Annotated in this window: 15 protein-coding genes; 8 read left to right on the forward strand and 7 right to left on the reverse strand. The window is 51.3% G+C overall.

Going from position 1 to position 21,048, the window contains the following annotated elements; all coding sequences use genetic code 11:
- Positions 1 to 219: 219 nt before the first annotated feature.
- The 5 genes from C7B82_RS07475 (at position 220) to C7B82_RS07500 (ending at position 6,575) form a co-directional block, all read left to right on the forward strand.
- Complete coding sequence (locus C7B82_RS07475) at positions 220 to 1,950, forward strand: ABC transporter ATP-binding protein/permease (RefSeq protein WP_245939784.1); 1,731 nt, start codon at positions 220 to 222, stop codon at positions 1,948 to 1,950.
- 135 nt (positions 1,951 to 2,085) lie between these two features.
- Complete coding sequence (pyrH, locus tag C7B82_RS07480) at positions 2,086 to 2,814, forward strand: UMP kinase (RefSeq protein WP_106255678.1); 729 nt, start codon at positions 2,086 to 2,088, stop codon at positions 2,812 to 2,814.
- Positions 2,801 to 3,349 (forward strand): ribosome recycling factor, encoded by a 549-nt coding sequence (gene frr / locus C7B82_RS07485; protein WP_106255679.1) that lies wholly within the window; start codon positions 2,801 to 2,803, stop codon positions 3,347 to 3,349. Before pyrH ends, frr begins: the two co-directional genes overlap by 14 nt.
- A 1,011-nt stretch (positions 3,350 to 4,360) precedes the next feature.
- The gene (locus C7B82_RS07495) at positions 4,361 to 5,488 is read left to right on the forward strand and encodes a geranylgeranyl reductase family protein (protein ID WP_339375174.1); all 1,128 of its coding nucleotides are present in this window, start codon (positions 4,361 to 4,363) and stop codon (positions 5,486 to 5,488) included.
- A 772-nt stretch (positions 5,489 to 6,260) separates the two neighbouring features.
- Positions 6,261 to 6,575: a hypothetical protein gene (locus C7B82_RS07500; RefSeq protein WP_146141083.1), complete on the forward strand. Its 315-nt coding sequence runs from the start codon at positions 6,261 to 6,263 to the stop codon at positions 6,573 to 6,575.
- 146 nt (positions 6,576 to 6,721) lie between these two features.
- Here C7B82_RS07500 and C7B82_RS07505 read toward each other — a convergent pair whose 3' ends face one another.
- From C7B82_RS07505 to C7B82_RS07535, 7 genes are all read right to left on the reverse strand, one after another.
- Entirely contained in the window at positions 6,722 to 9,031 is a 2,310-nt protein-coding gene (locus C7B82_RS07505) for a molybdopterin oxidoreductase family protein (protein WP_106255683.1), read from the reverse strand.
- Positions 9,024 to 9,335 carry a DUF1830 domain-containing protein gene (locus C7B82_RS07510; RefSeq protein WP_106255684.1) on the reverse strand — a complete coding sequence of 104 codons (312 nt, stop codon included), beginning with the start codon at positions 9,333 to 9,335 and terminating at the stop codon, positions 9,024 to 9,026. Before C7B82_RS07510 ends, C7B82_RS07505 begins: the two co-directional genes overlap by 8 nt.
- A 138-nt stretch (positions 9,336 to 9,473) precedes the next feature.
- Complete coding sequence (locus tag C7B82_RS07515) at positions 9,474 to 10,316, reverse strand: nitrate ABC transporter ATP-binding protein (RefSeq protein ID WP_106255685.1); 843 nt, start codon at positions 10,314 to 10,316, stop codon at positions 9,474 to 9,476.
- A gap of 89 nt (positions 10,317 to 10,405) precedes the next feature.
- Positions 10,406 to 12,412 (reverse strand): ABC transporter ATP-binding/substrate-binding protein, encoded by a 2,007-nt coding sequence (locus C7B82_RS07520; RefSeq protein WP_106255686.1) that lies wholly within the window; start codon positions 12,410 to 12,412, stop codon positions 10,406 to 10,408.
- 265 nt (positions 12,413 to 12,677) lie between these two features.
- The gene (gene ntrB, locus C7B82_RS07525) at positions 12,678 to 13,511 is read right to left on the reverse strand and encodes a nitrate ABC transporter permease (RefSeq protein WP_106255687.1); all 834 of its coding nucleotides are present in this window, start codon (positions 13,509 to 13,511) and stop codon (positions 12,678 to 12,680) included.
- Positions 13,512 to 13,637: 126 nt separating this feature from the next.
- Positions 13,638 to 14,969, reverse strand: a complete 1,332-nt coding sequence (locus tag C7B82_RS07530; RefSeq protein ID WP_106255688.1) for a CmpA/NrtA family ABC transporter substrate-binding protein — start codon at positions 14,967 to 14,969, stop codon at positions 13,638 to 13,640.
- Positions 14,970 to 15,107: 138 nt separating this feature from the next.
- Complete coding sequence (locus tag C7B82_RS07535; protein ID WP_106255689.1) at positions 15,108 to 16,661, reverse strand: ferredoxin--nitrite reductase; 1,554 nt, start codon at positions 16,659 to 16,661, stop codon at positions 15,108 to 15,110.
- A gap of 371 nt (positions 16,662 to 17,032) precedes the next feature.
- Here C7B82_RS07535 and C7B82_RS07540 point away from each other — a divergent pair, with 371 nt between their 5' ends.
- The 3 genes from C7B82_RS07540 to C7B82_RS07550 all read left to right on the forward strand — a co-directional run bounded on the left by C7B82_RS07540 (position 17,033) and on the right by C7B82_RS07550 (position 20,862).
- The gene (locus C7B82_RS07540) at positions 17,033 to 17,566 is read left to right on the forward strand and encodes a nucleotidyltransferase family protein (RefSeq protein ID WP_106255690.1); all 534 of its coding nucleotides are present in this window, start codon (positions 17,033 to 17,035) and stop codon (positions 17,564 to 17,566) included.
- A gap of 149 nt (positions 17,567 to 17,715) precedes the next feature.
- A complete protein-coding gene (locus C7B82_RS07545; protein WP_106255691.1) occupies positions 17,716 to 19,176 on the forward strand; it encodes a folate/biopterin family MFS transporter in 1,461 nt (486 codons plus the stop codon).
- Positions 19,177 to 19,287: 111 nt separating this feature from the next.
- The gene (locus C7B82_RS07550) at positions 19,288 to 20,862 is read left to right on the forward strand and encodes a carotenoid oxygenase family protein (protein ID WP_106255692.1); all 1,575 of its coding nucleotides are present in this window, start codon (positions 19,288 to 19,290) and stop codon (positions 20,860 to 20,862) included.
- Positions 20,863 to 21,048 lie beyond the last annotated feature (186 nt).

The raw sequence follows: 21,048 nt of genomic DNA on the forward strand, positions 1-21,048 counted from the left end.
ACGACGGATTTCCAAGGGCTAGGAGACTAATCTAGAGTCATCACATTTCCTGCTCTCTGTCAATGCGTAACTTCTAAATTTAATAAAACCGATAATTTTGTAGGGGCTTAGCATGCGGGTAAAAGCGCTTGCCGTAGCCAAAGGCAACCCTGCCGAAGGCTAAGCCCTTACTGTGAGGATGACCGATGTTATTTAATCCACGCTCCTAAGGATATAGTCTTGAGCAGATTTGAAGGGACGCAACCGATGGGTCGATTGAATGGGCAAGTCTTCCGGCAGTTTTGGACGATCGCCAAAACCTACTGGTTTAGCGAGGAAAAATGGCAGGCCAGAGGGCTCTTACTGGGCGTTGTGCTGTTTTTGCTGGCCTACACCGGGTTGAGTGTGGTGCTCAACAGCAAGCGGGGTGTCTTAATCTCAGCTCTTTCCGCCAAAGACGAATCACGCTTCTGGGAAACGGTTGTGATTTTCATTGGCGTATTAGTGCTATATGCGCCCTTGCTTGCAGGTTACCGTTATCTGCGCGATCGCCTCAGCTTGCAATGGCGACGCTGGTTGACTAATCGCTTTCTGGACAATTACTTTGGCGATCGCGCTTACTACAAGCTCAGCACCTCAAATGGTGAGATCGATAACCCTGATCAGCGGATTGCCGAAGATATTCGCAGCTTTACTCAAGAATCGCTGTCTTTTCTACTGGTGCTAGTGGAATCAGTGCTCGCAGTGATTGCGTTTAGCGGTGTGCTGTGGGGCATTTCCCGACCCCTCGTACTTTTTCTGTCGCTCTATGCGATCGTCGGCACACTCGTAACGACCGTGGTATTTGGCAAACCGTTGGTGCGGCTCAACTTCGAACAACTCAAGAAAGAAGCTGATTTGCGGTTTAGCCTGGTGCGAGTGCGAGAAAATGCTGAAGCGATCGCGTTCTATCACGGTGAGGAACAGGAAGTACAGCAGGTCAAATACCGCTTTCTTGAAGTGTTTGACAATGTAAAACGGCTGCTGCTCTGGGAACTAAACCTCAATGTGCTGACGAATGCCTACGAATTCATTCCCTTTATCCTGCCTGCGCTAGTCGTAGCGCCTGCAATCTTTGCTGGAGAACTGGAAGTTGGCAAAGTCAGCGAGGCGCAGGGCGCGTTTATTCGAGTCTTTTTCTCGCTCAATGTAGTGGTTGCCCGCTTCCAGGCGTTGACAACCTTTGGCGCTGGCATTAACCGGTTATATACCTTTGCTGAGTTTCTAGAACAGACTGCACCCGTAGAAGCCTCTGACGCAACTCAAAAGCCAATCATCGAAACGCTGACCGCCGATCGTCTGGCGCTAGAGCACCTGACCCTGCAAACCCCCAACTATCAACGCACGCTGGTGGAAGACCTATCGGTTGCAGTGCTTCCTGGGCAAGGTCTTTTGGTCATGGGTTCCAGCGGTTGTGGGAAGAGTTCTTTACTGCGAGCGATCGCAGGGCTTTGGAATTCTGGCAGTGGCACGATCGTGCGTCCTGATGCCGATCAAATACTCTTCTTACCGCAACGTCCTTATATGGTGCTGGGGACGTTGCGCGATCAAATACTCTATCCCAACACAAACATTGAAGTGGATGACCAACACTTGAAGCAGATCCTAGAGCAGGTGAACTTAGCCGATTTGGATGAGCGCTTTGGAGGCTTCGACGCTCAACGCGATTGGGCGGATGTGCTGTCTTTGGGCGAGCAGCAGCGGCTAACTTTCGCTCGGTTACTGTTACAAAAACCCAAATACGCCATTCTGGATGAAGCAACCAGCGCTCTCGATACTCCTAATGAGGCAGGCCTATATCAAAATCTGCAGGCGATCGGCACGACCTTCCTTAGCGTGGGTCATCGCTCAACCCTCACCGAGTATCACCAATCGGTTTTAGAACTATCGCCAACGACCTGGCAGGTAAAGGCGGTTGCGGTATCTCAGTAGCCTGTCCTATGTAAAATCGCATCCTGTGACCTTTTTTGTCACACTTTCCTGAACCTTGAGCGAAGTGGACGAATATCTCCACTAAGGAGTATCTTTATGGTTGAAAGTAACCTGAAGTGAGAGAAATAGCACCACATGGGAGTCACTTACCAGCGGGTTGTGCTGAAGTTAAGCGGTGAAGCCCTCATGGGTGAGCTTTCCTATGGAATCGATCCCAACATTGTGCAAGACATTGCTCAAGAGGTCTCACAGGTTATTGCTAGCGGCGTGCAGGTTGCGATCGTCGTTGGTGGTGGCAACATTTTTCGAGGGGTCAAAGGAGCAGCGGCCGGCATGGATCGTGCCACAGCTGACTATATTGGCATGATCGCTACCGTCATGAATGCGATGACGCTCCAGGATGCGTTAGAGCAGATTGGTGTGCCCACTCGTGTACAAACGGCAATTTCCATGCAGGAAGTCGCTGAACCTTATATTCGGCGGCGAGCCATCCGTCACCTGGAGAAGGGGCGCGCTGTCATCTTTGGCGCTGGCTCTGGCAATCCTTTTTTCACCACCGATACGACTGCGGCGCTTCGGGCTGCTGAAATTGGTGCTGATGTGCTGTTCAAGGCCACTAAAGTTGATGGTGTTTACGATTCTGACCCCCGCACGAACCCGAATGCACGTCGTTACCAAACCCTTACCTATGGGCATATTCTTACCCAAGATCTACGGGTGATGGACAGTACTGCGATATCCTTATGTAAGGACAACAATATCCCCATCATTGTGTTCGACCTTTCCGTAAAAGGAAATATCTGTCGAGCCGTTGCGGGAGAGCAAATTGGAACGCTTGTCGGAGGTTCTTGTGAAGTTAGCTGACATTGAAGAGCACATGCAGAAAGCGGTAGAAGCGACTCAACGGTCGTTTAATACCATTCGTACCGGGCGAGCAAATGTATCGATTCTCGATCGGGTGCAGGTAGAGTATTACGGTGCACCAACGCCGCTCAAAACGCTCGCCAACATTAATACCCCTGATGCCTCGACAATTACGGTACAACCCTTCGATCGCGGCAGCCTGAGCTTGATCGAAAAAGCGATCTCTCTATCTGATATTGGGTTGACGCCTAATAACGATGGCTCCACGATTCGGCTTAATATTCCGCCGTTGACCAACGATCGTCGCAAAGAACTCGTCAAAATTACGGCGAAGTATGCGGAAGAAGGCAAGGTTTCCGTCCGCAATATTCGACGCGATGCCGTTGATACGGTGCGGAAGCAAGAAAAAAGCAGTGAACTGCCTGAAGACGAAGCCCGCGATCTACAAGACAAAATTCAGAAGCTTACGGATAAATACATTGCCAGGATTGAAGAAGTGCTTGCTGATAAAGAGAAGGACATCATGACTGTTTAGACCATTTGAGAAGCCTTAAAGTCAGCGGTTACGTTCAAAAAATTTCGAACTTAAACTTAAGCGGTAGGCGGTTGTTTTTACTGTCTGCCGCTTAGGTTTAAGCGGGTACATTTTTTGAACTAAAGGGCCTTAGAACCTGTTCAAAAATCAGTTTAATCAATCAAACGGATGCTAATCAATTGGTGCCCACTCATCAGTGATTGCTTAACAGCATCTAAGTACTGTCCATGCTAAAAGCTAACCGCTGATAGCTGATTGCTAAAAGCTACAGCCTGCGCAGGGCGAACAATATAAGCAACATGCATGGGATAACCGTCAGCGTAAATGGCATCAATGCGCCTGAGCGCTACTTCACGATCTTTATAGGAACGAAGTGCACGTTCTTGCCCGTTTGGGTACCGAATACAAACTTCCCAAAGCATAGTTTTAGCCTCCCCGAATAGGTTGCAGCTGACATGAGCATATAGTCGTTAATGTCTCACTTGCAAACGTCTGATCACTCGCGTTTCGTGGCCTTTTCTGCAGTGTTGTTAGAATTAGTTGAAAACTGACCGCTGATCGCTAAACGCCTGTAAGTAGATTCTGAATGCTTCATGAAAGATTTATGCCTCTATCCTAAGATTCTTATCGGAGCTTTGCACTCCGTGTAACTGGTGAATCGCATAATTGAGTTGAGTCCCTTAAGCAGATTGTTTCGCTCAACATAGACCGTACCTTCCCTGATGTTTTAAAGCGATTCTACGTCGTGCTGAGTGGGTCTACGTTAATTGACCGAGGTTAATTGAGTGGAATGTGGACGCAGAGTAACCTGAGTGTATTTTCTGGTCGGTTTACGATCGTACAGGTACTTTGATTTTGATCAAACCGTCAAGCTGTAATTCTGGTTCAGCCGTTGGGCTCATTAAAGCAGTGGTTGTTTGCAAAAGAGCTGAATCACGCAGGCTTCTTGTCTGATGATGAGTCACCAGAGCACTGGCAGTAGGGGCCTAGAAGTATTAAAGGAGCATAAGTATGATGTTTGATTGCATTATTGTGGGAGCGGGGCCTGCTGGAGCAAGTGCTGCCTACCATTTGGCAAAACGGGGTCGATCGGTGCTGTTGCTTGAAAAGCAGGCGTTGCCTCGTTATAAACCCTGTAGTGGTGGTGTGTCGCCTGCGATCGCCCAGTGGTTTGACTTTGATTTTGCGCCCGCCATCGATCGTAAACTTGAGAACATCTGCTATACCTGGAAACTCGGTGATCCCGTTGATGCCAAGCTACAAACCTCTGAACCCATGTGGATGGTTCGTCGCGACGTGTTTGACCATTTTCTCGTACAGCAAGCGCAGTCACAGGGCGCTGAATTACGAGATGACACTGAAGCAACTGGCATTGAGTTCAAACGTGATCACTGGCAAGTCAACACCGCGAAGGGTGCTGTGACTGGACGCTACCTGATCGCTGCGGACGGCGCTAAAGGCCCGACATCAAAATGGCTTGGCTTTAAAGAGCCGAAACGACGCTCTGGATCCGTGTTAGAAGTGCCAGCAGCAGCGGTTGACTCTGAGAAGGCTTATTTTGAGTTTGGGATGGTTAAAAATGGCTACATCTGGCGCTTCCCAAAGGCTGACGGCTATTCGCTAGGCATTGCCACCTTCCGGGGTAATGACCCTAATGACTTAAACAAGCTGCTGACCGAGTATGCTCAAAAGTCTGGTCTGGATGTGAAAGCGGGTCAACTCACGGCGCATTCCCTCTGCTTATGGGATGGCAACCAAACGCTACATACCCAAAATGCTCTGCTGGCAGGAGAAGCGGCTTGTGTGGTTGATCCCTTTACGGCTGAGGGTATTCGTCCAGCCATCTTTACTGGAGTGAAAGCGGCAGGGGCGATCGACGAAGCGCTGACGGGCAATGCCAATGCACTGCAAAGCTATACCGACCTCATTAACAACGAGTGGGGAGCTGATATGGTTTGGGCGCAGCGGTTAGCGGGCGTATTTTACCGGATTCCCAACATTGGCTACAAAGTAGGGATCAAACGCCCGTCTGCCACTGAGCGTATTGGGCAGATCTTGTGCGGTGAGTTACGCTATGCCGATGTTGCAAATAAAGCGCTCAAGCGTCTTAGCAGTAGCCTCATTCCTGGCATGGGGTAAAGGCTCAAAAATTGCTTAGGGCTTGTTAAAAAATAACTGCATACTTTTGGATTAGCGATCAGCGATCAGCCGTCAGCGGTCAGCTTTTCTTCAATGGCTGACCGCTGACGGCTGACCGCTACAGTCCATGACGTTATTTCTTTACAGCCACTTAGTCTGAGCCATCGAAAAACCTGGTTTGAGCGCATGCGCTTAAGCTAATTTTTGCACGCGTTTACAAGCGTATTGATTGTCACGCTTAGCATTCAAACTTGCGCCATTAGCTTCTAGAAAATGCCGATCGCGCATTTACCCAAAAGCATTCAAGTGCTAAAAAGATTGGTTTTGACACTACCTAGAGGAGTCAGAGCAAGCAAAATTCATCCCCTCAACTTGTTTCTAACTTCAAACGCTAGTCGCGATCGTGCTCATTCATCTTGCTACGCACACTTTACCAAAGCCGCATATTTTTGATGCAGCGATCGCCTTTACCTCAGCTATTTTGTTAGGGATTCAAGATATTTGCGGAGTCATTTTTGTTTTATGTCAGCCTGCCTGTCTCCGCTCAGGGCTGCTGTTAGAAAGGCAAATAAACCGTTAGAGGTATCAGTTTCTATGGAATAGCCGGAAAACAGCTTGATCAGAAAAAATAGAAACGGTAGTATTAGATACAGAAGCTGGTTTCAGAGATTAAACAGAAATGGTTTCAGATCTAGTTAAAAAACACGCTGAGGTGTTCCAACAACGACGAGATGCTAACACTGGCGCTTCAGCGAGGACGGAACGTAAACTGATGCATTCTTTAGTGCTTGGTTTGACTGCAGCAAGCGTTGTTGCGATCGCGCCTGCTGCCTTTAGTCAGTCCAACGATTCACTGGCAATGGTTCCCGCTACAACAAGCGCCCCAGCCGTATCGCCTAAACTGCTGAGTGCAGCGCAGATGGAACGCATCGCCGATATTCTGCTTGGCTTATTCTACTTCGTACTACCAGTTGGTTTGGGCTTAGGGATCTTTCTCCACGATCGCTATCAGCAGCACCGCGCGTCTATCTTAGAAGAACAAATCAAACTACTGGAAAAACTGTGGGAGCAAAGCCCTCAAGCTTAAGTCAGCGATTAGCGGTCAGCTATCAGCGGTCAGCTATCAGCACTACAATTTGGTTGACGAACATCCATTCTCACGGCGAAATGGTTTTAAGTCGGTTTGAGTGTTGAGCTGACTGCTGATAGCTGACCGCTTCTTAAACTGTGTACTTATTTTTTAAGCGGCGTTGAAACCGACAAGGATGTCGATCGTGCGCTGATGTTCTCAAACGGCGCGTCTGCTTCAATGGCTGGCATCTCAAAGCCGACGGGTATTAACTGCACTGCACAGGCCTTCAACTCAGGCTGAAGGGAGTCCGGGCAGGCTTCGGGATGCGTCAGGGCGTTGGCTTCGGCCTTATTTGCCCAGAGTGCGCCCCAGTGCATTGGCACGAAAACAGTTTGAGGCACGATCGCCGTCGTTATCTTTGCCGGAAAGCGGGCTATGCCACGTCGCGATCGCACGTCTAGCCAGCCACCCTCCTTAATGCCGATCGCTGCGGCATCGCGGGGATGAATTTCAATAAAAGGGCCGTCGTACATCTGGCGAATTTTGTCGACTCGTCCCGTGCGGGTTTGAGTATGCCAGTGACCATAGAGTCTGCCAGTCGTGAGGACATATGGATAGCGATCGTCCGGTGGCTCTGCCAAACCGCGTGAGTGGTGAGCTGCAAAACGGGCTCGCCCATCCGGCGTGTGGAACTGGTAATCGGTATATAAACGCTTTGCTGCCAACCGAGAGGCTGAGAGCTTTTGGGGATTGCGCATAAAGGACGGAAAGCGGAACCTACCTTTTTCAGTCTGGACAATGTTGCCTTCATCTTCACCTTGGACACAAGGCCATTGCAGCGGTCCTTCATAGCGGAGGCGATCGTGTGTGATGCCGGTCATATCACACGGACGACCACGGGTAAGCTGTACAAATTCGGCGTGCACATCCGCCGCACCGTTGAAAGTGAACGGTTTGCTAAAACCCAGACGTCGCGCTACTTCGGCAAAAATCACCCAGTCGGCACGGGCTTCGCCAGGTGGCGTGCGGAACTGAGGGCACAGCGTGACGCGCCGTTCGGAGTTGGTCATTGTCCCTGGGGCTTCACTCCATTGAGCGGCAGGCAGCAGCACATGAGCATAGGCAGAGGTCTCGGTGGGATAGTAGGCTTCCTGATAAACCGTGAAGGGCGATCGCAGCAAGGCTCGTTTCGTGCGCTCCAGATCTGGCATGCTCACCGCTGGATTCGTCGCTGCAATCCACAGAAGTCCCACGGCTCCCTCTTCCATACCCGTGATCATATCCCAGGCAGTGCGTCCTGGTGCGGGAGAAATTTGTCCCGGCTCCAAGCCCCAGAACTGTTCGACTTCAGCGCGATGTTGAGGGTTTTTGACCGATCGATACCCTGGCAGTAGATGAGAGAGTCCGCCTGCTTCCCGCCCGCCCATCGCATTCGGTTGTCCTGTCAGCGAAAACGGTCCTGCTCCTGGTTTGCCGATCTGCCCCGTCATCAGATGCAGGTTGATGATCGATCGCACCTTTGCTGTACCTTCGCTGGACTGATTGATGCCCATCGACCACATCGATAGCACGCGCTTCGACTTGCCCCAATACTGTGCGGCAGTCTCCAGATCCTCGATCGAAATGCCGCAGCGTTTGGCGACGACATCGGGTTTGTAGTCTTCAATCACTTCAGCAAAGGCGGTGAAGTGATTGGTATGTTTGGCGACGAAGACCGAATCCAGGTAGCCTCGATACAGCAGCAGGTAGGCAATCCCATTCAGCAAATCAATATCGGTGCCCGGTTTGATCGCCAGGTGCAAATCAGCGACTTCTGCCGTCTGAGTTTTGCGCGGATCGACCACAATCAGCTTGACGTGCTTGTGCTGCTTGTGGTGTTTCCGCAGACGGTTGAAGACGATCGGGTGGCATTCAGCAGTATTGGTGCCAATCAAAAAGGCACAGTCGGTCACATCCAGATCGTCGTAGCAGCACGGTGGACCATCCGCGCCAAAGCTTTGAACGTAGCCCGCCACCGCAGACGACATACACAGACGAGAGTTGGCATCAAAGTTGTTCGTGCCGAGAAAGCCTTTCATCAGCTTCTGGGCGACGTAATAATCCTCAGTATTGAACTGACCAGAGCCATACATGCAGATGGCATCTGCACCTTGAGTTGTACGGACGGTCTGAATACGATCGGAGACTCGTCCCAGCGCTTCATCCCACGAGACCCGGCGAAAGGGTTCATCCAGGGACTCTCGCATCATTGGATGCAGCAGGCGATCCTTGTGGAGCGCCTCAGTAATCGTGGCACCCTTGACGCAGACCATGCCCTGGCTGGAGGGATGAGCACGATCGCCGCGTGCTTGCCACACAGGAGTACCCTGCTTATCACGATTAATCGGTTTACCAGATACAGCTGGTGGTGATACGTCCAAACCGCAGCCCACACCACAATACGGGCACAGCGTTTTAATAGGGTTAGTCATAGGCGGTATCCATTGTGGCCTCGGCCAGCTTTAAGCCAGCACGAATACCGTCTTTCACTTGCAAACTCAAACACGGGATTTGGTCTAAAAGCGATCCACTGGCGGCAGTGCTGGTGCGAACTTCGAGTAAGGCATCAGGCAAGGCTTCAAACAATAGTCGTTGTCGGGGAAACACCACCCGTTCAAAGAGCCAGTTGGGGATATTGGCAATACGGGCAATTTGAACCTGACTAGTCGCATTTTCGTAGTAGCAAAGAATGCGATTAGACCATTCGCCAGGAAGTGAAGTAGAGGTTTGAACCATAATGGTTGGTGATTCGTCGCTACAAGAGGGGCCTAAACTGCGAACAGAAAACACTAATCAAACAGGCGAACACTACTAACTAAACAGGCGAACACCACTGAAAACAGGCAAAAAACAACTGTAGACAACCGATCACGCTCACTCAACGTCATCATGAGCAAAGCGGTGATAGAGGAAGTCCAGCGCATAGTTGCGCAACTCGTAGTATTTGGGATCTTCCATCACATGTGTACGATCGCGCGGACGTGGAAACGGAATCGTCAAAATTTCGCCTACTTTCGCGGCCGGTCCATTCGTCATCATCACCAGGCGATCGCCTAACAAAAGCGCTTCATCAATGTCGTGCGTGATCATCAAGACCGTAACGCGATGCTCCGTCCAGATTTTGAGCAGTTCTTCTTGCAGTTCTTCCCGCGTAATGGGGTCAAGTGCGCCAAAGGGTTCATCCAGCACGAGCACCTGAGGACGCAGCGCCAGCGCACGGGCAATACAAACGCGCTGCTTCATCCCGCCAGAAAGCTGCTTTGGTTTTTTGTTAGCGGCTTCAGTCAACCCTACAAGCGCCAGATGATCATGGGCAATTTGCTCTTTTTCAGCTTTGGGTTTGTCGGGCCAAACGGAGTGAATGCCCAGGTAGATATTCTCAAAGGCAGTCATCCACGGTAGCAGGGAGTAGTTCTGAAACACCACCATGCGATCGGGTCCCGGCTTGGTGATGCGCTTGTTTTGCAGCCGTACTTCACCACTGGTCGGCTCCCGAAAGCCCGACACCATATCTAGCAACGTCGATTTGCCGCAGCCCGAATGACCAATCACACAAACGAACTCGCCTTCATTGACGGTGAGGTCGATGCCATCCAGAACGATGCACTCGCCACCACCAGCGGTGGGATAAGCTTTGGTGACGTTTTCGATCACCAAAAATGGCTCTGCTGTCAGCGGCAGCTTGGGATCAAGGGTTGTAGTGTTGACTGTTTGCATAGGGAGAAGGATGAAGGAGGTGGGAGTTGTTGGTTTTTGGTTGTTAGGTGTTAGTTCTAAGCACCAACATCTAACAACTAAAAACTGATTTAGACGGCAACTGGTTCGAGGGCATCGATCGTCACTTCTTCGATCCGAATGTCGCGTTTAATTGACAAGCCATTGAGATAGCCAATGGGGTCATCCGGATTGAAAATACTGCCATCCGCAAAGTGAATCGGACCACGGTTAGGTTCAATATCTAGCAACCCAAGGTCACGGGCAGCGGCTCCAAAAACATCCACCCGACGAACCCGATCGAGAACTTCGAGCCAGTTTTTGGGAAAGGGAGTGAGTCCCCAACGGGCAAACTGAGTCATGATCCACAGCCCTTCGGTGCGATACGGGCAGTTCGTCTTGTCAACGTAGAACTGGTTGAACCGTGGCAGGTTTTCTGGCTCTGAGTCGAGGCTACGGCTATAGGGATCAAGCAAGCCAGGACGCAGATAGGCAGGCTTTGTACCGACATATTCAGGACGACTCAACAGTTCAACGAGCTCTTCGCGGTTGCGGCGATCGTCGCAGTATTCGCAGGCTTCTAGCAGTGCTTTGACGAGTGCCAGATGGGTTTGAGGATACTGGTTTGCCCAGTCTTCACGTACACCCAACACCTTCTCCAGATGCCCTGGCCAAATGTCGAAATCCGTCGCGATCACAAAGCCCAAACCTTCCTGCACGGCATGGGAGTTCCACGGTTCACCTACGCAATAGCCGTCGATGCTGCCAGCTTTGAGGGTTGCCACCATTTGAGCGGGTGGAATGACGGTCAGGTTGACATCCGTATCGGGGTCGATGCCACCAGATGCCAGCCAGTGACGTAACATCAGGTTGTGCATTGAGGATGAATGCACGACTGCCAGCGTGTAAATTTTGTCGGGAGTTTGAGCGATCGCGCCCTTAAAATCTACCAGCGTTCGTACTCCAGCATCATATAAACGCTTGCTGAAGGTAATCGCATTCCCGTTGCGACTCAGCACCAGCCCTGTGACGGTCGGAAGCGGTTCTTTGCCACCCATACCCAGGGTCATTGCCAACGGCATCCCCGCTGTCATTTGAGCCGCATCCAGACGCTTCGACGCCACACCTTCAGCAATCGCTTTCCAACTGGGTTCCCGCGATAACGTGACTTGCTCAAGCCCGTACTTCTGGAAGAACCCTTTCTCTTGGGCAATCACCAACGGCGCGCAGTCGGTCAGTGGTACAAAGCCAAGTTCTAGATTGACTTTCTCCAAACCGTTGCGAGCGATCGCGGTCGTTTGCGTGACCTTACGCTGCTTCGCTTTTTTCTGCTGGTTGAGGAAGTAGACAATTTCGGCGCGTAAGGCGTAGTAATTGGAATGATTGACGACTTTGAGACGATCGCGCGGACGCACAAACGGCACGTCAATAATCTGCCCGATATACGATTCCGGTCCGTTGGTCAGCATGACGATGCGATCGGATAGCAGGAGTGCTTCATCCACATCGTGCGTCACCATAATGCAGGTGAGCTGATGTTCTTCCGCAATCTGCATCAACTGATCTTGCAAACTGCTGCGGGTGAGGGCATCCAGCGCGCCAAACGGTTCATCGAGCAGCAGCAACTTGGGACGAATGGATAGCGCACGGGCGATCGCCACCCGTTGTTTCATCCCACCTGACAACTGCCCTGGTTTTTTGTCGGCGGCTGAACGCAATTTAACGAGATCAATATGGCGCTCCACAATGTCGTGGCGCTCTTCAGCGGGTAAATCCTTCAGCACCCGATTGACAGCTAGCGAAATGTTCTCTCGCACGGTTAACCAGGGCAGCAGCGAGTAGTTTTGGAACACTACCATGCGATCGGGACCCGGTTTTGTCACCTGTCGCCCCTCTAAAATCACGCCACCATGAGTGGGACGATCCAGCCCAGCAATAATGTTGAGCAACGTCGATTTGCCACAGCCTGAATGCCCCAACAGCGAGACAAATTCGCCCTGTTTGACCTTCAAGCTAATGTTTTTCAGCGCGGTGTAGCTACCACCATTTGCCAACTCAAAAGTGCGATCGATGTGATCAACTTCAACGAAGAAAGACATAAGGGGAAAGGATGAGGGATGAGGGATGAAAGGGTTTTGAGTTTTGAGTGATGAGTTAAAGAGCTTTGGAGGGAGGAGTGTTGAGCTGAATGGTACTTCAGCGCACTTGCAAAGTGGAAAGGATAAGGAAAGTTTTGAGTGGTGGTGTTTAGACGATGCTTCAGAAGCTGACTGTTAATATCTGCCTCCGACCGCTGAATTCAAAACTTTTCTACGCCAAATACCCTGCGCCCCTCTCTTCAAACTCAAAACTCAAAACTTTCTCTTACTTGTCTGAACTCACTAGATTCGCAAGGACGCCGACGAGCTTGTCTAGCAAAAAGCCAACGACGCCGATGTAAACCAGCGCTAAGATCACTTCGCTAAGGCTGCCGCTGTTGTAGGAGTTCCAGATGAAGAAGCCAATGCCTGTATCACCGCGCAACATTTCAGCCGCGACGATCGCCAGCCATGCCAGACCAATGCCCAGCTTTAGCCCTGTGAACATGTAGGGCACGATCGAGGGCAGCAGAATTTTGAAGAAATACTCTTGCTTGGACAACCGTAAGACTTTAGCAACGTTTTTGTAGTCTTGAGGCATCTGCTGGACGCCGACCGCTGTGTTGTAGAGAATGGGCCAGATTGCGGTCACAAAGATGATGAACAGACCAGCGGGGCCAGAATTCTTGAAGATGGCTAGCGCGATCGGCAACCAGGCAAGCGGCGGCACGGTTCGCAAAATCTGAAACATGGGGTCAAAGGCGTCATACAGCAACGGCACCGCACCAATCAACACACCCGCGAGGATGCCGAAAAACGCTGCCAATGAGTAGCCAATCGCCACGCGCTGCAAGCTTGCGAGGGTCTGCCAGCCTAACCCTTTATCGTCGCCGTCCGACCAGAAGGGATTGATAATCAAGTCCCACGTCTCCTGCACCACCTGAATGGGTCCCGGCAAGGTATTCTGAAACACGGATGAGCCAAGCTGCCACAGAATGAGCACGACAACCAGGGCGGCGATCGGCGCCACAATCTTTCTGATATTTTTACGAGCCTGGATCACCAAATTGGAGGGAAGAGAGGCAAAAAAATTGCTACTGCTTTGTGCTCTAACTGCCATTTTCAAGATTCCTATGAGACATTGACAGGTGAGGTACACCGTTGATTAAAGGTCGGATCTCAGATTGAAACTGTCTCCAGCGCACAATCTAAAATCCGACTGACTGAACTTGATCGCTGGCGATGTTTACGCCGCTTTGATCTTGAGGCTCTTCAGATAAGCCTCTGGGTTTTCAGGATCAAACTTGACGCCATCGAAGAAGGTTTCGACACCGCGTGATGTGCTCTTAGGAATAGCCGCTGTCTGCCCGATCACTTTGGCTGCTTCCTTCCAAATGTCTTCGCGGTTGACTTTATCCACCAATTTCTTCGCATCTGCATCTGCAGCCAGGTAGCCCCAACGCTTGTGCTCGGTGAGGAACCAGAGGTCATGGCTCTTGTAGGGATAGGAGGCATTTGTATCACCCGCTTCCCAGAACTTCATCACGTGGGGGCTGTTCTCGACGACTTTGCCGTTGCCGTAGTCAAATTTGCCCATGGCGCGATCGACGATATCTTTCGCAGGTGCTTTGAAGTACTCACGCTTGGAGACAATCTCTGCCATTTCCTTCTTGTTTTCGGCTTTGTCGCACCACATCTGTGCTTCTTGCACCGCCATCAGCAACGCTTTGGCTGCTTTGGGGTTCTTATCGACCCAATCCGCACGCATCGTGAACGCTTTCTCGGGGTGATTGTTCCAGAGTTCACCTGTGGTTAAGGCAGTAAAGCCGATACCCTGATTCACCAACTGGGCATTCCACGGTTCACCCACACAGAAGGCTGCCATCTGTCCTTCCTTCATGTTGGACACCATTTGAGGGGGTGGAATCACAATCAAAGAAGCGTCTTTGTTGGGGTTCAGACCACCTGCCGCTAGCCAATAGCGCATCCACAAGTCATGGGTGCCACCAGGAAAGGTCACCGCGCACTTAGTTTGCTTACCAGCCGACTTCGCCTTTGCGAACGCGTCTTTAAGCGGTGAACTCTCTAAACCGAGCTTCGCGTCTTTATAATCGTTGGAGACTGAGATGCACTGGCCATCAACGTTTAGGCGCGCCAGGATGTACATTGGCACAGGCTTGCCATCGTTGATTTTGCCGGTCGTCAGCATGTAGGGCATGGGAGAGAGAATGTGTGCCCCATCAATGCCGCCACCTTGAGAGCCGGTCACCAGGTTGTCACGAGTGGTTGCCCAAGAGGTCTGTTTGACCACCTTGACATCCTTCATGCCGTACTTTTCAAAGTAGCCCTTTTCTTTGGCGATAATCAGCGGGGCAGAATCTGTCAGTGCGATGAATCCTAGCGTCGCTGTGGTGGTTTCTGGCGTATCTGCAGCGCCCACATTGACGGCAGGGGCTGCACTGGGTGAGGTGCTGGTAGACGCCGTGTTGGAGCCAGAGCTACAGCCATGCGCCAGCAAGGTACCTGCCGCTGCCACGCCTGAGGTGATGATGAACTTCCGTCTTGAAAAGTTAGTCATACGTTTTTCTGCTTGTCTTTGTAGAGGTGGTTTTAGGTTGTGTCCCAATGCAGGCAAGGTCTAACAGCATCAGGCTTGACTCGCCAAGCCATGCAAGACTATGCCCGGTTTCGGGCTTGACACGATCGACACCGAAATTTAGCTGCCAGTCGTCACTTCCTGGCGTAGTTCGGAACCAAAATGCTGGATGAGCAGATCTCGCAAAACGGGTTTGAGATCGCTACAAGGGACGCCTTTAGTGACACAGTTACCCAGCGCGGCATCCTTGCCAACTTTCCCACCCATGTAGATATCGACGCCTTCAACGGTTTTCCCATCCTTCCGAACTTTTGTGCCCATCAAGCCAATGTCCGCCACCTGGGGCTGACCACAGGAATTGGGGCAACCTGTCCAGTGAATCCGAACATTGTTGGGCGAATCGAGTTCAGCTTCGAGCTCTTTGATCATTGCCAGGGCACGGTTTTTGGTTTCAATGAGCGCAAAGTTGCAGAACTGACTGCCCGTGCAGGAAACGAGCGATCGCGACAGCGTTTCTGGCTCCGTTGAAAATCGCTTGAGGAGCGGTTCTTGTAGCAACGGCTCTAGACGCGAGTCCGGTACGTTGGGCACAATCACGTTTTGCTCAACGGTAAGACGAATCTCCCCGCTGCCGTACACGTCAGCAATACGTGCCAGGTCGAACATATCGGCTGCTAAAAGACGACCGACTGGCACGTGTAAGCCCACATAATGCAGTCCGGGCTGCTTTTGGGCATACACACCAATGTGATCCCGCTTGTCCCAAAGAATTTCGTCTTTTGGAGCAGCGGCTAGCAGCGCTTTGCCCATCTGCGTCTCTACGGCAGTGCGCAGTTTCTCAACACCCCATTCATCAATCAGCCACATGAGACGGGCTTTTTGACGATTCGCTCGCAGCCCGTGATCGCGATAAACCAGCAGAATGGCTTCGCAAAGCGCCACCACGTCATCGGGTGCGACCCAGACATTGAGAGGAATGGCTGCTTCACAGCGTTTGCCCGAAAAGAAGCCACCGACCAGGACGTTGAAGCCCAGTACCTCATCCTTGTAGGCAGGAATGAAGGCAATATCGTTGATTTCGGCATGTACCGAGTTGTCACGACAGCCCGCGATCGCAATATTGAATTTGCGCGGCAGGTTGGAAAACGTCGGATTCCCTTCGCCCTTATTAGTGATCAAGTCCTGCACTTGACGAATCAAGTCGCGCGTATCGAACAACTCGTCTGCATCAATGCCTGCTACTGGAGAGCCAGTGATATTGCGAACATTGTCCATGCCAGATTGAATGCTGGTGAGCCCGACCTGCTCCAACTTGCGAAAAATAGCGGGCACGTCTTCGAGCCGAATACCGCGCAACTGGAGGTTTTGGCGAGTGGTGATGTCTGCGTTGCCGTCATCACCGTAGCGTTGCACCACGTCTCCCAGAAGACGCATCTGCTCGCTAGTGATGATGCCGCTGGGCAACCGTAGTCGCAGCATAAATTTGCCAGGAGTCACCGGACGAAAGAAAACACCCATCCATTTCAGGCGGTGGTCGCGATCGGTTTCATCCATCGCTTCCCAACCCAACTGGGCGAACTGCTCTAGTTCAGTCTTGACTGCCAACCCATCCTTTTCAGCTTTCAGCTTCTCAAACTTATTTAGACTTGTTGCCACTGGGACTGTACTGGTCATATTGCCCTCGTTTCGGACTGCACTACAGGCTATGCTTAGCTATGGAATCAGCTAACGCGGCTAAAGATTGTTCGGCTTTAACCACAGCTTTGCGAGGTGGTGTTAGAGCTAACGTAAGCGGACTGACCCCAGAGATTCGTATCTTTGATTACAAAATATTACCGATCATGAATTTTTCGCGTGATCCTGATGCGATTTAAGCATTTCATCGAATTTACTGACTGCAAGCGACTTGCATTGCCATAAAGTGCTTCAACCAGCAGGCGATCGGCTTCAGAACAGCTCAAGTGAGAAGGCTACAGGATCAGTTGATTGTTTCGGTGTCGGCTCACTGAATCCAAAACTCTCCTCATCCCTCTGTGCTCAACTGTATGGAAATTGATTCCCTTGAGCAAATTCTGGCTGCTTCACCTGTGGGTACGGTGCTGCCGGCGATGGCTCGGCTCAATCTTTCTGACTGGTGGCTGGCAGGTGGTGCAGTACGCAATACTGTTTGGCGATCGCTGTATGGTGCCGAATGCGCCTTGATGATCAAAGATTTTGACCTGGCATTTTTTGATGCAAAGGGCGATCGGGAGCAGGAACTGGCAGCAAAGGTCGCTCTCAACGCCCAGTTCCCTGGCTACGTGTTCGATGTGAAGAACCAAGCGAGTTTCGCTCGTTGGCGATCGGGTCGCAGAACTTACAGCAGCACCGAAGAAGGTATTGCCGACTGGCTCCATACGGCGACGGCTGTTGGTGTCCGCTGCGATACTCAGGCAAACTGGGAGGTTTTTACGCCGTATGGACTTGATGACCTGTTCAACGGCATTGTTCGACCGACCCCGGCGCATGGGCAGAATCCCGATGCAGAGCGTAAAGCGGCATCCTTTCTACAGCAGTGCGCCTCTTTGCGTCTGGCTTAGGAACACAAATTAAAGCAGTCGAATTCCCTGTAGGAACATAGCGTGCCATGTCCCTACAGGAAACAACCCTGGGTTTACAAACAGTGCCTCTCTCGAAAGCAAGCGTTATGATAGGGGCTGAATTGATAAACGTTTGTAACAAATTATCAATGATTGTTTCTCCCGCAGGTATTGCCAGGATTAAGGCGTCGCTAACTGAAAAACTTCTCTTCGGCAATGAGCCCAGTGCAGAGCTAGTAGCGATTTTGCTGGTTTATTTTGTACAGGGCATTCTGGGTCTGGCACGACTGGCAGTCAGTTTCTTTCTTAAAGATGATCTGGGGTTGAGTCCGGCTGCAGTCTCTGCGTTAGTAGGCGTTGCAGCGCTGCCCTGGATGGTAAAACCGTTGTTTGGCTTCATTTCGGATGGTTTGCCGATTTTTGGCTATCGACGGCGACCCTACCTGATCTTGTCAGGCTTGTTGGGCGCATCCTCTTGGGTAGCGTTGGCAACAGTCGTTCATTCTGCCTGGGCCGCAACTGCCGCGATCGCCCTTGGCTCTCTCTCAGTCGCGTTTAGCGATGTCATTGTCGATTCACTGGTCGTTGAACGTGCGCGAGGAGAATCACTCGGCAAAGCTGGATCGCTCCAATCGATCTGCTGGGGCGCATCAGCTTTGGGCGGTATCCTCACGGCATACTTCAGCGGCTCCTTGCTACAGAACTTCAGCACGCGTACTGTTTTCGGCATTACGGCAACGTTCCCCCTGATTGTGTCGCTTGTAGCGTGGTTGATTACTGAATCGCGCGTCACCGATCGCATGAATTGGGCGCTCGTTCGAGACCAGTTGGGTCAACTGCGCCAGGCGGTAAGCCAGAAATCAATTTGGATGCCGACCGCTTTTCTCTTCCTCTGGCAAGCCATGCCAACGGCTGAATCAGCCTTTTTCTTTTTCACCACCAATGAACTTGGGTTCGAGGCCGAGTTTCTCGGTCGTGTCCGGCTGGTCACAAGCCTCGCTTCTTTAGCAGGCATCTGGCTCTTTCAACGCTTTCTCAAGACGGTGCCGTTCCGAGTCATTTTTGGTTGGTCTACAGTCATCTCTGCCTCCTTGGGGATGACGACACTGCTACTAGTCACGCATGCCAATCGTACGCTGGGGATTGACGATCGCTGGTTCAGTCTCGGTGACAACTTGATTTTGACCGTCATGGGGCAGATTGCCTACATGCCAATTCTGGTACTGGCAGCACGCCTTTGTCCGCCTGGTGTCGAAGCAACGTTTTTCGCCTTGCTGATGTCGGTGGTTAATCTAGCTGGGCTGTTGTCCTACGAATCGGGAGCCTTGATGATGCACTGGCTCGGCATTACCGACACAAACTTCAGCAACCTGGCACTCCTCGTTGTACTGACAAACCTCTCAACACTATTGCCACTGCCATTTCTCAGTTGGCTTCCTGGTGCAGATGGCGCTGCTGAAGGTGCGCCTGATTCAGCGACGCTTAATCCAATTCCCATCATTGAAGCTGATTCGTCCGCTTCAAGACACCTGGGTCAACCGTTTTTGCCTGATTTGATGACAGAGTTTGTACCCAAGCCACTTCAGGTTGAGCCAGTGGGAGACGAGTAAGGGCGTGGGGAAGTTCTGAGTTTTGAGTTAGTGAGTTATGAATTTTTGAACCACTGACTTCTGACTTCTCTAACAACCAACAACCAACAACCAACAACTTTCCAAATTTCTATGCAAAGCTTTCAGCTAAACGAACGTGCTGCTACCGTGCCTCCTGTCCTTTCGTACGATCGCGAGGGATGGCAGAAGGGCTACAACTCTTTGAAAGAAGAATACTCCTACTGGATTGATGATATCGAGGGCACAATTCCAACCGAACTGCATGGCACTCTGTTCCGTAACGGGCCCGGCATGTTGGATGTGAATGGACAACTGATTCATCATCCGTTTGATGGGGATGGCATGATCTGCGCGATCGCCTTTGACGAAGGGCGTGCCCACTTCCGCAACCGCTTTGTCCGCACTGAAGGCTATGTAGCAGAACAAGCCGCAGGACGCATTCTGTATCGTGGGGTCTTTGGTACGCAAAAGTCCGGTGGCTGGTTAGCAAACGCGTTCGATGTCCGCCTTAAAAATATTGCGAATACGAATATTCTCTACTGGGGCGGAAAGCTGCTGGCGCTTTGGGAAGCGGCCGAACCGCATCGCCTTGATCCGGCAACGTTAGAAACCCTGGGCTTGGATGATCTCGACGGTGTGTTGCAGTCTGGTGAAGCGTTTGCGGCACATCCCTGGATCGATCCTGCCTGTGAGCAAGATGGTGGTGCTCCCTGCCTGGTCAATTTCTCAATCAAGCCAGGGTTGTCTTCAACCATTACGCTGTTTGAGTTCGATCCAGGCGGTAAGCTGCTGCGCAAACACTCTCATGCGACGCCCGGTTTTGCCTTCATCCATGATTTTGCGATCACGCCCAATTACGCCATCTTTTTCCAGAATCCTGTCAGCTTTAACCCGCTACCGTTCCTGTTTGGTAGCCGTGGCGCAGGCGAATCTATTGCCTTTAAGCCCGAGAAGCCGACGCGTATTGTCTTAATTCCAAGAAAGGATAAAGGCTTAAGCCTAAAGGATCATCCCAATTCAGCCTTGAGCCTTGAGCCTTTATTCTTTGAAACCAATGCTGGCTTTGTGTTTCATCATGCGAATGCCTTTGAAGATGGAAATGAAATCGTCATTGATTCAGTGTGTTACGGCACGTTGCCCTCAGTGGAGGCCGGATCAGATTTTCGTCAGACGGATTTTGAGGCGCTAGCACCGGGGCAACTATGGCGTTTTCGACTCAACCTTGAGACGAAAGCGGTTCAGAGAGACTTACTGGAAAGCCGTTGCTGTGAGTTTCCCTATGTCCATCCAGCGAAAGCGGGTCGATCGTACCGCTATGTGTTTATGGGTGCGGCTCATGCACCAGAAGGAAATGCGCCTTTGCAGGCGATCGCCAAACTTGATTTAGAAACAGGCGATCGGCAACTCTGGAGTGTGGCACCTCAAGGCTATGTCAGCGAACCGGTCTTTGTGCCACGATTGCCATCTGCCTTCAAAGACGGCTTGCCATCGGCAGAGCTAGCGGGTGCTGAAGATGATGGTTGGTTGCTCACTCTGGTTTATGACGCAGCCCATGAGCGATCTGATGTTGTGATTCTAGACGCACGCGATTTGCATCGGGAACCTGTTGCTCGTCTGCATCTCAAACACCACGTTCCTTACGGGCTGCACGGCAGCTTTACGCCCCACTACTTTGAGCGTGAATAGTGGCTAACGAGTAGGATGGAAGGAGAAATGGTTGGCGCTTTCCTTCTGTAGGGACGTTGCATGGAACGTCCCTTGTGTGTAAGCGCAGCTTTCAGCAAAAATGATGCAAGAACCGTCAGATTGAGTGAACGCTGGAACGTCCCTGAGGCAAACTAAGCCTGGTCGTAGATGAGACACTCTTGCCTG

It is taken from the genome of Stenomitos frigidus ULC18 (genome assembly GCF_003003795.1).
Classification (GTDB): domain Bacteria; phylum Cyanobacteriota; class Cyanobacteriia; order Leptolyngbyales; family Leptolyngbyaceae; genus Stenomitos; species Stenomitos frigidus_A.